The sequence below is a fragment of the Bacillus sp. CH_48 genome (assembly GCF_038008465.1).
Taxonomy (GTDB): domain Bacteria; phylum Bacillota; class Bacilli; order Bacillales; family Bacillaceae_G; genus Bacillus_A; species Bacillus_A thuringiensis_S.
On record NZ_JBBOZF010000001.1, the window covers coordinates 2,633,892 to 2,647,130 of the forward strand.

Below are 13,239 nucleotides of genomic sequence, written 5' to 3' on the forward strand. Positions count from 1 at the left end.
CGGGGTGCGAAGCTCCCCGCTGATTATTAGTTGAACCAATCGGGCTTTTACGGGCAGCCCGACCCCCTCCTAACTTCTTTGCTTTCGCTGAGTTTTAAGGTGGGGATTTTACTGGCCGTTAATGCGGGATAAAACAAAAGCAACCGAGAAGGTTGCTTTTGTTTTATAAAGAAGATGTATCTTTAGTTCTAGCATAATCTGAAGATCGTATGCGTAAAGTGTGGGAATAGTAGTTGAAGTGAAAATGTATTGTAAAAAAGTAATTATTTATAAAAAGGATTTGGAATGTAAATGACGTATTTATTATGTGTGTTTATTGAATTGCTGATCAACGCATTCTAAATCTTCATCAAATTTTTCATGTGTTCGCTCGATTAACTTATGGAACATATCTCCAACGTGTTCTTCTAAAACCCGAATGCCTTCCCCAGTAACGCCGCCTTTCACGCAAACCTTTTCTTGTAAGGTAGGTAATGTGAAGATTTCTTTTTCAAGTAATTTCCCCATCCCCACGACCATTTCACTTACTAAAGTAGTAGCCTCTTCGTGTGTAATATTTGTTTTATCTACAGCAGCGTTAATGAAGCATTGTAGTAAATAACTAAAGAAAGCAGGACCGCAACTTGCTATATCAGATGAAACGCGCGTTATATCTTCTTCTATTACAAGAGGTGTAGAAATGTTTTTGAATAGACGAAGTAATTTTTGTTGCCATTCTTCAGAGCAATTATCTCCAAATGTAAATAGTGAGGCGCCAGAGAGGGCGCGGTTTGTGATACTTGGAATGATACGCGCGACGTGACAAGGTACGAGAGTCTCTAATTGTGATGGAGATATTGGACTCGTAATAGAAACTAAGCACGTTTCATCAGAAAAATGTTCAGCGTATTTTTTTAGGATAGGGTATATATCTATCGGCTTAACGCAAATAAAAATAAGTTGTGATTGTTCGATTACTTCCGGGATTGTTTTTGCTATATGAACAGAAGGGTATTTTTCTTTTATATGATATGCTTTGGCAGGCGTCCGATTAATGATTGTAAGGCACGAAGGTTTGACAGCACGGGTTTCTAAAAATGCATCGATTAGTATATTCCCCATGTTTCCTGTCCCTATAATTCCTATGTTCAAAGTTTCATCCCTCCTTCGTAACAGCTTTCTCCTAAACAATATGAATGATGTTATAAATTTATGATTAGAGGTGTAAAATGATGTGGGATTTTCCGAAAAAGTGGTTAGGTTTAGTAGCTATTATTGGAACTTTACTTTTTCTTGTTTTTTGGAAAACGAATCAGAGTGTAGAACGAACGCCTATTACAATGAATGTGCAAGAGAAGGAGATAGAAAAAAAGGGTAAACCGAAAATATCGGATACAAAGGAACAGAAAAGAACAATTATAATTGATGTGAAAGGAGCGGTTAATAAAGAAGGGGTATATGAAATGAAGGAAGGAGATCGCGTAAAGGATGCGGTTCAAAAGGCTGGTGGTTTTTTATCAGAAGTAGATATCAAAAAAGTGAATTTAGCACAAATTGTACAAGATCAAATGCTTCTTTATATACCGAGTAAAAATGAGTCAGAACAAGGGATGTTTACTTCTTCTAAGGAAGATGGCAAGATTCGAATAAATACAGCAGTGAAGGAGCAATTGGAAAAGATTACAGGAATTGGCTCTCGAAAGGCAGAAAGTATTTTGAAATATCGAGAAGAACATGGTCCGTTTCAGAAAATAGAAGATTTATTAGAGATTGATGGGATTGGTGCGAAGTCTCTTGAAAAGATAAAAGATCAAATTATTATTCCGTAAAAGATTGACGAAGTTTTTCTTCTTTCGCTACACTACAAGTAGACAAAAAAGTAGGTGAAAAATATGGAACGAATTTCATGGGATCAATATTTTATGACGCAAAGCCATCTACTATCGTTACGTAGTACATGTACAAGGCTTGCGGTAGGAGCGACAATCGTTCGCGATAAACGAATTATTGCTGGTGGATATAATGGTTCGATTAAAGGTGGCGTACATTGTATAGATGATGGTTGTTACGTAATCGATAATCATTGTGTTCGGACAATTCATGCCGAAATGAATGCTTTATTACAATGTGCCAAGTTTGGTGCGAAAACAGAGGAAGCAGAAATTTACGTTACGCATTTCCCTTGTTTACAATGTTGTAAGGCAATTATTCAAAGTGGTATTACAGCGGTTTATTATGCGCAGGATTATAAAAATCATCCATACGCCATAGAGTTATTTGAACAAGCGAATGTAACAGTGAAGCACGTTCCGCTAGAATATGATATTGCTGCATTAGAGGAGCAAAAACGTTATACGGAGTTAAAAGAATTATTTGCGTCTTTAGAAAAAGATAATTTATCAATGGAAGAATTACAGCATGTATTCACGAAAGCAAAAATGATGCTATAAGGAGTGAGTATAAGTTGCAGGAACAATGGGGGTATGTTGCAATCTCGTTTATAATAGGGATTGCAATTGCCTTTTCCTCGTCACTTTTATTGATAGTTTTTTGCCTCTTTTTAAATATTTTCTTCTGTTTATATCGCACTTCGCGTAAAACCTTCTTTTTTTGCATTGTAGCGTGCTTTAGTGGCGCTATATACACTTCTTATGTTCAAGGGTGGAATAAGTCTCTAGGAGAGTCCTATGGAGTTACAAGAGGTGTTATACAAAATACACCGCTTGTTAATGGCGATCGCCTATCTTTTCAATTTGAAGATCACAATAAAAATATAGTGCAATTAAGTTATAGAATAAAATCAGCTCTGGAAAAGGAAAAAATGCAACAATTATACGCAGGGATATCATGTGTATTCGAGGGTGAGAGGAAAGAACCACAAACAGCTCGGAATTTTCATGGTTTTAATTACCGTGATTATTTATACAAGCAACATATTCATTTCACATTTGAGGCTACATATATTTCTGAATGCTATAAAACATCACTGTCGCTTATGCAATGGATTCTCCTTTTGAGGCAACAAGCAATCTCGAAAGTTACAGAAATGTTTCCAGAGCAATCAGGTGCTTTTATGAATGCGTTACTATTTGGTGATAGACAACAAATGACGTTTGAAGTGGAAGAGCAATATCAACAGTTTGGTCTTATACATTTGTTAGCAATTTCAGGTTCGCACATTGTATTGTTAATGGGGATAGTATATTTTATTTTGCTAAGAAGTGGTGCGACGAGGGAGGTAGCAACAATTTGCCTTATCGTCTGTATTCCTTTGTATATGGTTTTAGCAGGGGCGTCACCATCTGTTATAAGGGCTTCTATAGCAGGAGTTTTGATGTTGATTGCTTTTATGTGCTCGATTCGTTTATCTAGTTTAGATGCTTTAAGTGTAACAGCTATATGTATGCTTATATATGACCCTTATCTTGTTTTTAATATTGGATTTCAGTTTTCTTTTGTAGGTAGCTTCGCTTTACTTTTGTCTGCTCCGTTCTTATTAGGGAGTAGCAACGGAGTAATCCGAAATTCTATTTATATTTCTATCATTTCACAGCTCGTTAGTACTCCGATTTTGTTATATCACTTTGGTTATTTTTCTCCATATAGCATTTTCCTCAATCTCTTATACGTTCCGTTTTTATCTATCATTGTATTACCATGTAGCATTATTATTTTACTGTGTATGCCAATTGTCCCGTTTCTCGCAAAAGGATTTGCGAATGTATTATCAATAGGCTTGAGTATGTCTAATGATTTTCTAAGTTATTGTGAAAGTTTACCATTTACCCAGCTTGTTTTTGGGAAAACGCCCTTCAATCTTGTAGCTGTATATTGCGCGAGTATTGTCAGTATATTGATGGTTTGGGAAAGGAGAGCGCCGAAAAAAATGGTGTGTATAGTTGTGAGTGTATTTCTTTTTATTAGCACGTGTCATTATGTATATCCATATTTTAGAGGAAGCGGAAGTGTAACATTTATTGATGTTGGACAAGGTGATGCAATATTAATTCGCCTTCCGTATGATAAAGGGATTTATCTTATTGATACAGGTGGAACGCTTCGTGTTAATAAGGAAGAATGGCAACAAAAAAAGCATGAATTTTCTGTTGGAAATAATGTTTTAATACCCTATTTACAAAAAGAAGGTATTAAAACAATTGATAAATTAATCGTAACGCATGGAGATGCAGATCATATAGGTGCTGCGCAAGAATTATTATCATATATACCTGTAAAAGAAGTGGTATTTGGCCGAAAGGGAAAAGATGCAGTATTAGAAAAAGTAGTAAAGAAACAGGCATTAGAAAAGGAAATGAAAATAACTGAAGTGGGGGAAGGGGAGAGTTGGAGTGTAAATGAAGCTGAATTTTTCGTTTTAGCTCCAAAAGGAAAAGAAAAAAGTGAAAATAATGCTTCAATTGTAATATGGGCAAAATTTGGAGGATTGACGTGGCTATTTACAGGCGATTTAGAAGAAGAAGGAGAGCAGTTTTTAGTATCTGCGTATCCAGATTTGCGAGTGGATGTTTTAAAAGTTGCTCATCATGGAAGTAATACGTCATCTATAGAGTCTTTTTTGAACGTTATACAGCCCCGTGTAGCGATTATATCTGTTGGTAAGCAGAATAGATATGGACACCCGCATAAAGAAGTGATAGAGCGTTTGGAGAAGATGGGGAGTGCGATATGGCGCACGGACAAGCAAGGTGCTATTTCCTATGTTTTTAAAGGGGAAAATGGAACCTTTCAAAGTAAAATCACATACGATAAGACATATAATAGGTGAAAAAGAGAAGACTGCCATGAAGTGGCAGCCTTTAAGAACCGATAAATTTAATAACAGTTGCAATGATGAAAAGTGTTGCGAAAAAACCAAATGAGACGATAAATCCTACCCCTGAATCAATAGCGTCATTGCGTTTACTTTGAACGTTTTGTTCAAAATCATTCATTTAGAATCCCTCCCCAACATTCCACTTTAGTATAAAATATTGTCAGAAAAAAATCTACAATTTCAATGTGAAGAGAAAATGAGCTTTTTGCGAATTTTAGATTATGAAGTAACGTGAGTTTTTTGTTTCCAAGCATGTTAACAGTTGGCACTTATACTGGAATTTTTATTGTGAATAATAAAGGGAAGGTGATTACCGCACACCAATAAGAAACCCGGGGCTTATTGCGTGGCGTTTAATATAAATAAAGGGACGGGTTATAAAGCCTGTTCCTTTGTACTTGTAAAACAAAAGCTAGGGCATTAGTATAAATATATATTGCCAAGTTAGGGAGTAGGAAAAAGTATGAGTGATATACATAAAAAAATTAAAAAGAAACAGTTTGCTCCGTTATATTTACTATATGGGACGGAAGCTTTTTTTATAAATGAAACGATAAAGCTTATTACGACAGAAGCACTTGAAGAAGAAGATCGAGAGTTTAATGTTGTGACATACGATTTGGAAGAAGCGTATTTAGAAGATGTGGTTGAGGATGCGCGTACGCTTCCTTTCTTTGGAGAGCGGAAAGTACTGTTAATAAAATCACCGCTATTTTTGACTTCGCAAAAAGAAAAGTTAGAGCAAAATATAAAAATTTTAGAAGAATACATTGGTGAACCTTCTCCATTTTCTATTCTTGTTTTTGTTGCGCCTTACGAAAAACTTGATGAGCGAAAAAAAATTACAAAACTATTAAAGAAAACAGCAGATGTAGTAGAAGCGAATGCGATGCAAGTGCAGGATGTTCAGAAGTGGATTGTTGCTCGGGCAGATGAAGTGCATGTGCACATTGATAACGCGGCTGTTAGTTTGTTGCTAGAGCTTGTGGGAAGTAATGTAACGATGTTGGCGAAGGAAATGGACAAGTTAACGTTATACGTTGGTATGGGCGGAGAGATTACGACGAAACTTGTTGCAGAGCTTGTGCCAAAATCAGTTGAGCAAAATGTATTTGCTTTGACAGAAAAAGTGGTGAAAAAAGATATTGCAGGTGCAATGCAAATTTTGGATGGATTATTTACGCAGCAGGAAGAACCGATTAAATTGCTTGCGTTATTAGTGAGTCAATTCCGTTTGTTGTATCAAGTGAAAGAGTTACAGCAACGTGGTTATGGGCAAAATCAAATTGCATCTCATATTGGTGTACATCCGTATCGTGTAAAATTGGCGATGAATCAAACGAAATTTTTCTCTTTTGAAGAATTAAAAAAAGTGATTATAGAATTAGCGGAAGCTGATTATAGTATGAAGACGGGAAAGATGGATAAGAAACTTGTGCTCGAGTTTTTCTTAATGCGATTAAATCATATGTGATGACACAAAAAAAGTTCATGTACCTAGTGCATGAACTTTTTTTGTATATAAAAAAACGATCCAAATGGATCGTTTTTTAAACGCCTTACGCGTTTACTTGTTTCGCTAAGCGAGATTTTTGACGAGATGCAGCGTTTTGGTGGATAAGACCTTTACGAGCTGCTTTGTCAAGTTTTTTAGAAGCAGTTTTGAAAGCTTCTTTAGCATTTTCAAGATCGTTATTAGTAACTAAAGCTTCTACAGTTTTAACAGCAGAACGCATGTCAGACTTGATAGAAGCGTTATGTGCACGACGCTCTTCGCTAAGTTTAGCGCGTTTGATAGCAGATTTGATGTTTGCCATACTTTTCACCTCCCTGGTGCAATCGAATGACTCGATTCTTACATAGAACAAGTGATATTCTATCAAACGGTGAAGAGAATTGCAATAGTATATCCATGAAATTTCACGTAAAGGAAAGAATGACCTTATATAACTTTGGGAAATCTAACGATATTTACTATGAATTACGGAGGAGATACGATGAAAGAACCATTGGATTTAAGTAAATATAGCGTTAGAACTGACCTTGCTGTAGAAGCTCATCAAATGTTGCAAGAAAGCCAAGAAGAACAAAAAGGGATACAGGGGGTAATTGTAAAAGAGAGGGAAGAAGAAGGTACTATAATTACAAAAGTAACAATTGATGAAGCTGCCTCTGAAGCGATGGGTAAAAAACCTGGAAATTATTTAACGCTTGAAGTACAAGGTATACGTCAGCAAGATACAGAACTTCAACAAAAAGTGGAGCGTATTTTTGCAAAAGAATTTTCTTATTTCTTAGAAGAGGTTGGTGTTACAAAAGAAGCGAGCTGTTTAATTGTAGGCCTTGGGAATTGGAATGTAACACCGGATGCTCTTGGGCCAATAGTTGTAGAAAATGTATTAGTAACGAGACATTTGTTTCAATTGCAGCCTGAAAGTGTAGAAGAAGGATTCAGGCCTGTTAGTGCAATTCGGCCGGGGGTAATGGGGATTACAGGCATCGAAACGAGCGATGTTATTTATGGGATTATTGAGAAGACAAATCCAGACTTTGTAATTGCGATTGACGCATTAGCTGCCCGTTCTATTGAACGAGTAAATAGCACGATACAAATTTCTGATACTGGAATCCATCCTGGATCAGGGGTTGGGAATAAACGTAAGGAACTAAGTAAAGAGACATTAGGTATCCCTGTTATCGCAATTGGTGTTCCGACTGTGGTCGATGCCGTTTCGATTACAAGTGATACGATTGATTTTATTTTGAAACATTTTGGTCGAGAGATGAAAGAAGGAAACAAACCTTCAAGATCTTTGTTACCAGCGGGATTTTCATTTGGAGAAAAGAAAAAATTAACAGAAGAAGATATGCCAGATGAAAAGAGCCGAAATATGTTTTTAGGTGCTGTTGGTACGTTAGAAGAAGAAGAAAAAAGAAGGTTGATTTATGAAGTGCTATCGCCTCTTGGTCATAACTTAATGGTGACCCCAAAAGAAGTAGATACTTTTATTGAGGATATGGCGAATGTAATAGCGAGTGGTTTAAATGCAGCGCTGCATCATCAAATTGATCAAGATAATACGGGAGCGTATACACATTGAGGGAGAAAGATGATAATAGTTTGAGTCGTTTTGCGCTTTTGTGTATATGTAGTGTAGCTTTATGTTTACTTATGATGATAGCAGGAGTGTCACTTGCTAATCATGGTTTGAAAAGTATGAAAGGTTATCGGCAATTGTCGTATGAACAAATAGCTCATATGACAGGGACAGAGAGTACAGGTGCTGAATCAGAAATTTTGGGTAGTTCGTTTTCAGCTTCAGAAAAACAACAACAATTAGAACGTTTAAGAAGTTTTAATGTTGTAGAAGGAATTGGGATGGCGTTAGCAAGTGTAGCTTATGAAATGACGAAGTTCGGAACGGATATAGTTGTTGGGAAAATAAAGGGGATTTTTAGCTAAGAGTAGCATGGGAGATGGTTGTTTTACTGATTTGTAAGACAACCGTTTTAAAATTTGAAAAGGGTTTGTCTCTTATGGTTTATTCGCATAAGATATAGATAGAATGATTTGTATCGTAAGCAGCACGAGTTTTCATTGAATCTTTGTTGCTCTATTGATATAATCAGTGCTAGTGTATATTGGCGAGACTATTAGGAGTTGAGAACATAGATGAACAAAGAAGAAAGAGCAAAAAGACAGTCCAAAATTCGTAATTTCTCTATTATTGCTCATATTGACCACGGAAAATCAACGTTAGCAGACCGTATTTTAGAGAAAACAAATGCGTTAACACAACGCGAAATGAAAGCTCAGTTGCTTGACTCTATGGATTTAGAGCGTGAGCGTGGTATTACAATCAAATTAAACGCAGTACAATTAAACTATAAAGCAAAAGATGGTGAAGAGTATATTCTTCATTTAATTGATACACCAGGACACGTCGACTTTACGTACGAAGTATCTCGTAGTTTAGCGGCTTGTGAAGGCGCGATTCTTGTAGTAGATGCAGCGCAAGGTATTGAAGCGCAAACGTTAGCGAACGTATACTTAGCGCTTGATAACAACTTGGAAATTTTACCAGTTATCAATAAAATCGACTTACCAAGTGCGGATCCAGAACGTGTACGTCAAGAGGTAGAAGATGTAATTGGTTTAGATGCATCAGAAGCGGTACTTGCTTCTGCAAAAGCTGGAATTGGTATTGAAGAAATTTTAGAACAAATTGTTGAAAAAGTACCAGCTCCGGCAGGTGATTCAGAAGAGCCGTTACAATGTATGATTTTCGACTCTTTATATGATCCGTACCGTGGTGTAATTGCTTATATCCGTGTTGTAAATGGAACGGTAAAAGTTGGCGATAAAGTACGTATGATGGCAACGGGTAAAGAATTTGAAGTAACAGAAGTAGGTGTATTTACACCGAAAACTACGCAACGTGACGAGTTAACAGTAGGTGATGTAGGTTTCTTAGCAGCATCTATTAAAAACGTAGGTGATACACGTGTTGGTGATACGATTACACATGCGAAACGTCCAGCTGCAGAGGCGTTACCAGGTTACCGTAAATTAAACCCGATGGTATTCTGTGGGCTGTATCCAATTGATTCTGCTCGTTATAACGATTTACGTGATGCGTTAGAAAAATTAGAGTTAAACGATTCTGCTCTTGAGTTTGAACCAGAAACATCTCAAGCGTTAGGATTTGGTTTCCGTTGTGGATTCTTAGGACTTCTTCACATGGAAATCATTCAAGAACGTATTGAACGTGAATTTAAGATTGACTTAATTACAACAGCGCCAAGCGTTATTTATAAAGTTTATTTAACAAACGGTGAAGATGTTATTGTTGATAATCCATCTAATATGCCAGACCCACAGTCTATCGATCGTGTAGAAGAGCCGTTTGTGAAGGCTTCAATTATGGTTCCGAATGACTATGTTGGAGCTGTAATGGAAATTTGCCAAGGTAAACGTGGAACGTTTATTGATATGCAATATTTAGATGAAACGCGTGTTACATTAACATATGAAATCCCGTTATCAGAAATCGTATATGACTTCTTCGATCAATTGAAATCAAATACGAAAGGGTATGCATCATTTGATTATGAGTTAATTGGTTATAAACCATCTAAACTTGTGAAAATGGATATTCTTTTAAATAATGAACAAGTGGATGCTTTATCATTTATCGTACACCGTGATTCAGCGTATGACCGTGGTAAAGTAATTGTAGAGAAATTAAAAGAATTAATTCCGAGACAACAGTTCGAAGTGCCAATTCAGGCGACTATCGGAAATAAAGTTGTAGCACGTTCTACAATTAAGGCGATGCGTAAAAACGTACTTGCAAAATGTTACGGCGGTGACATTTCTCGTAAGCGTAAACTTCTTGATAAGCAAAAAGAAGGTAAAAAACGTATGAAGTCTGTTGGTTCTGTAGAAGTGCCGCAAGAGGCATTCATGGCTGTACTGAAAATGGATGACAACTAATATTTGAAATAAAAAAGAAGTCGTTTGTGCGGCTTCTTTTTTCTGTATAATTACTTTTTAGACATCTGAGCAGCTCTCATTTACAATAATGAGAGAGCTTTTTAGTTCATATAGAGTTAGGAGATTGTTAATGTCCGAAAATATTCGAAAAGATATTCAAGATAAAATACAAAATGGCAATTTTAATTGTGAAAAGGAATTGACGCTTTCTATTATTAGTGGAAAGTGGAAAGTTGTGATACTGTGGCATCTTGGTGTGGAAGGGCCTCATCGTTTTAGTGAATTACAACGGTTATTCCCAAGCATTTCTCATAAAGTTTTGTCGAACCAATTAAAAGAGTTAATGGAAGATGGGATTGTTGATCGAACAGTATATCCCGAAATTCCTCCTCGTGTTGAGTATTATATGACGGAACTAGGCATGTCACTTTTACCGATCGTTGAAATGATGTATGATTGGGGAAAAATGCGAATGGAACAAATTCGTAATACGTTAGAGAAGTAGAGAATCCTCCGGAGTGCGGAGGTTTTCTTTTTAGAAAGGTAGGAGTTATATTTGGTACAAGCTGCATATATTCATATCCCGTTTTGTCAGCACATTTGTCACTATTGTGATTTTAATAAAGTGTTTATTGAACGCCAACCGGTTGATCAATATTTAGATTATTTAGAGAAGGAAATAATAAATACGGTTCAAAGAGTTCCGTTTGATAGTATGAAAACGATTTTTGTGGGCGGTGGAACTCCGACAGCGTTAAATATGGAACAGACAAAAAAATTACTCGAGATTATTAATCGTCATTTGCGCCCGTTTGCTCCGAATTGTGAATTGACATTTGAAGCGAATCCAGGAGATCTACCGAAAGAGAAGTTGAATGTACTACTAGAAGGTGGAGTGAATCGAATTAGTTTTGGTGTGCAAACGTTCCGTGATGAACTGCTTGAGAAAATCGGGCGCAAGCATACGAGGGAAGATGCATTCCTAGCGATTCGAGAAGCTCAGGAAGTAGGCTTTAAAAATATTAATGTAGATATTATTTATGCTTTGCCAGGACAAACGATAGAAGATGTGAAGGAAACATTAGACATTGCTTTTACGCTTGGTGTACAACATTTCTCGGCATATTCATTAATTGTGGAACCTAAAACAGTGTTTTATAACTTAATGAATAAAGGGAAATTGCGTCTTCCGGGTGAAGACCATGAAGCGAAAATGTATGAAATGGTAATGGATGAAATGGAGAAACACGGTTATAACCAGTATGAAATTAGTAATTTCTCAAAAGGTGACAATAAAAGTAGACATAATCTCACATACTGGAATAATGAAGAGTATTATGGCTTTGGAGCTGGAGCTCATAGTTATGTGAATGGGGAACGTATTCAAAATGTAGGTCCGCTGAAGCAATATTTTAATAAAATTGATGAAACAGGATTTCCGTATTTAGATGTTCACGTGGTGACGGAGAAAGAAAAGATGGAAGAAGAGTTGTTCTTAGGACTTCGAAAAACAAAAGGTGTATCTAAAATAGCATTTCAAAAGAAATTTAATATGGAGATGGATCAAGTTTTCGCGAAGCAGTTACAAAACAACCAAGAACAAGGATTGCTTGAAGAGAGCGATGGATATGTTCGTTTAACGCGAAAAGGAAAATTATTAGGGAATGAAGTATTCCAATCATTTTTAATTGACTAATTAAATGTTCCATTAACGTGAAAAAGTTTCATTATTTCGTGACGTTTCCGTTGACAATTGAATGTCAATTTTGGTAAGTTATTAATAGATTTAGCACTCAAAGACAAAGAGTGCTAACAGAGGTGATGATGAGATGCTTACGGAACGTCAGCTCTTAATTTTACAAACAATTATTGATGACTTTATTGGATCAGCGCAGCCTGTTGGGTCTAGAACGTTGGCTAAAAAAGATGAAATTACATTTAGTTCAGCTACTATTCGAAATGAAATGGCGGACTTAGAAGAATTAGGTTTTATTGAAAAAACGCACAGTTCTTCTGGACGTGTTCCTTCTGAGAAAGGCTACCGATTTTATGTAGACCATCTTTTAGCACCGCAAAACTTACCGAACGCTGAAATTGTACAAATTAAAGATTTATTTGCTGAAAGAATTTTTGAAGCGGAAAAAATTGCACAGCAATCTGCTCAAATTTTATCAGAACTTACGAATTATACGGCCATTGTTCTTGGACCGAAGTTAAGCACAAATAAACTTAAAAATGTACAAATTGTGCCGCTTGATCGTCAAACTGCAGTCGCTATTATTGTAACTGATACAGGGCATGTACAAAGTAAAACGATTACCGTTCCGGAATCTGTTGATTTATCAGATTTAGAAAAAATGGTTAATGTTTTAAATGAAAAGCTATCTGGCGTACCGATGGAAGAACTTCATAATAAAATCTTTAAGGAAATTGTTACAGTTTTACGTGGGTATGTTCATAATTACGATAGTGCAATAAAAATGTTAGATGGTACATTTCAAGTTCCGTTATCGGAAAAGATATACTTTGGAGGAAAAGCAAATATGCTTTCGCAGCCAGAGTTCCATGACATTCAAAAGGTTAGATCTTTGCTTACCATGATTGATAATGAAGCCGAATTTTATGACATTTTGCGTCATAAACAAGTCGGGATTCAAGTGAAAATTGGTAGGGAAAACACTTCGACGGCTATGGAGGATTGCAGTTTAATTTCTGCAACATATTCGATCGGCGAAGAGCAACTTGGAACAATTGCTATTTTAGGTCCGACAAGAATGCAATATTCTCGTGTAATTAGTTTGTTACAGTTATTTACGAGACAATTTACAGATGGACTTAAAAAGTAAATGAGAGTAATACATTCGCTCAAGTGATGAAATTTTCATTGCTGTGTGTAATATATAATGCTTAGGTAATCATGCTATGCATG

Annotated in this window: 13 protein-coding genes; 10 read left to right on the forward strand and 3 right to left on the reverse strand. The window is 36.2% G+C overall.

Annotated features, from left to right (window positions below; all coding sequences use genetic code 11):
* Window positions 1–303: 303 nt before the first annotated feature.
* Window positions 304–1,131 (reverse strand): late competence protein ComER, encoded by an 828-nt coding sequence (gene comER, locus N2V92_RS13235; protein WP_001020554.1) that lies wholly within the window; start codon window positions 1,129–1,131, stop codon window positions 304–306.
* Between the two features lie 77 nt (window positions 1,132–1,208).
* Between comER and N2V92_RS13240 the strand changes: the two genes are divergently transcribed.
* The 3 genes from N2V92_RS13240 to N2V92_RS13250 all read left to right on the forward strand — a co-directional run bounded on the left by N2V92_RS13240 (window position 1,209) and on the right by N2V92_RS13250 (window position 4,765).
* A complete protein-coding gene (locus tag N2V92_RS13240) occupies window positions 1,209–1,808 on the forward strand; it encodes a helix-hairpin-helix domain-containing protein (RefSeq protein WP_016077252.1) in 600 nt (199 codons plus the stop codon).
* A 63-nt stretch (window positions 1,809–1,871) separates the two neighbouring features.
* Entirely contained in the window at window positions 1,872–2,429 is a 558-nt protein-coding gene (locus N2V92_RS13245) for a ComE operon protein 2 (protein WP_000439773.1), read from the forward strand.
* Between the two features lie 14 nt (window positions 2,430–2,443).
* On the forward strand, window positions 2,444–4,765 hold the full coding sequence (locus N2V92_RS13250) for a DNA internalization-related competence protein ComEC/Rec2 (protein WP_001157829.1): 2,322 nt from the start codon (window positions 2,444–2,446) through the stop codon (window positions 4,763–4,765).
* A gap of 31 nt (window positions 4,766–4,796) precedes the next feature.
* Here the strand turns inward: N2V92_RS13250 and N2V92_RS13255 are convergent, their stop codons facing one another.
* Window positions 4,797–4,931 carry a YqzM family protein gene (locus tag N2V92_RS13255; RefSeq protein ID WP_000997609.1) on the reverse strand — a complete coding sequence of 45 codons (135 nt, stop codon included), beginning with the start codon at window positions 4,929–4,931 and terminating at the stop codon, window positions 4,797–4,799.
* 345 nt (window positions 4,932–5,276) lie between these two features.
* On the opposite strand from N2V92_RS13255, the gene holA reads away from it, so the two are divergent.
* Window positions 5,277–6,287, forward strand: a complete 1,011-nt coding sequence (gene holA / locus N2V92_RS13260) for a DNA polymerase III subunit delta (protein ID WP_001279923.1) — start codon at window positions 5,277–5,279, stop codon at window positions 6,285–6,287.
* Window positions 6,288–6,372: 85 nt separating this feature from the next.
* On the opposite strand, the gene rpsT is transcribed toward holA, so the two are convergent.
* Complete coding sequence (rpsT, locus tag N2V92_RS13265; protein WP_001274012.1) at window positions 6,373–6,630, reverse strand: 30S ribosomal protein S20; 258 nt, start codon at window positions 6,628–6,630, stop codon at window positions 6,373–6,375.
* Window positions 6,631–6,810: 180 nt separating this feature from the next.
* Here rpsT and gpr point away from each other — a divergent pair, with 180 nt between their 5' ends.
* The 6 genes from gpr to hrcA all read left to right on the forward strand — a co-directional run bounded on the left by gpr (window position 6,811) and on the right by hrcA (window position 13,156).
* Entirely contained in the window at window positions 6,811–7,914 is a 1,104-nt protein-coding gene (gene gpr, locus N2V92_RS13270) for a GPR endopeptidase (protein ID WP_000662644.1), read from the forward strand.
* Window positions 7,911–8,276, forward strand: coding sequence for a YqxA family protein (locus tag N2V92_RS13275; RefSeq protein WP_001207093.1), 366 nt, complete (start codon window positions 7,911–7,913; stop codon window positions 8,274–8,276). Before gpr ends, N2V92_RS13275 begins: the two co-directional genes overlap by 4 nt.
* Window positions 8,277–8,486: 210 nt before the next feature.
* Complete coding sequence (gene lepA, locus N2V92_RS13280; protein WP_001030948.1) at window positions 8,487–10,310, forward strand: elongation factor 4; 1,824 nt, start codon at window positions 8,487–8,489, stop codon at window positions 10,308–10,310.
* Between the two features lie 130 nt (window positions 10,311–10,440).
* Entirely contained in the window at window positions 10,441–10,815 is a 375-nt protein-coding gene (locus N2V92_RS13285) for a winged helix-turn-helix transcriptional regulator (RefSeq protein WP_001293539.1), read from the forward strand.
* A gap of 51 nt (window positions 10,816–10,866) precedes the next feature.
* Complete coding sequence (gene hemW, locus N2V92_RS13290; protein WP_000249440.1) at window positions 10,867–12,006, forward strand: radical SAM family heme chaperone HemW; 1,140 nt, start codon at window positions 10,867–10,869, stop codon at window positions 12,004–12,006.
* Window positions 12,007–12,139: 133 nt separating this feature from the next.
* Complete coding sequence (gene hrcA, locus N2V92_RS13295) at window positions 12,140–13,156, forward strand: heat-inducible transcriptional repressor HrcA (RefSeq protein WP_000954942.1); 1,017 nt, start codon at window positions 12,140–12,142, stop codon at window positions 13,154–13,156.
* The last annotated feature ends 83 nt before the right edge of the window (window positions 13,157–13,239 follow it).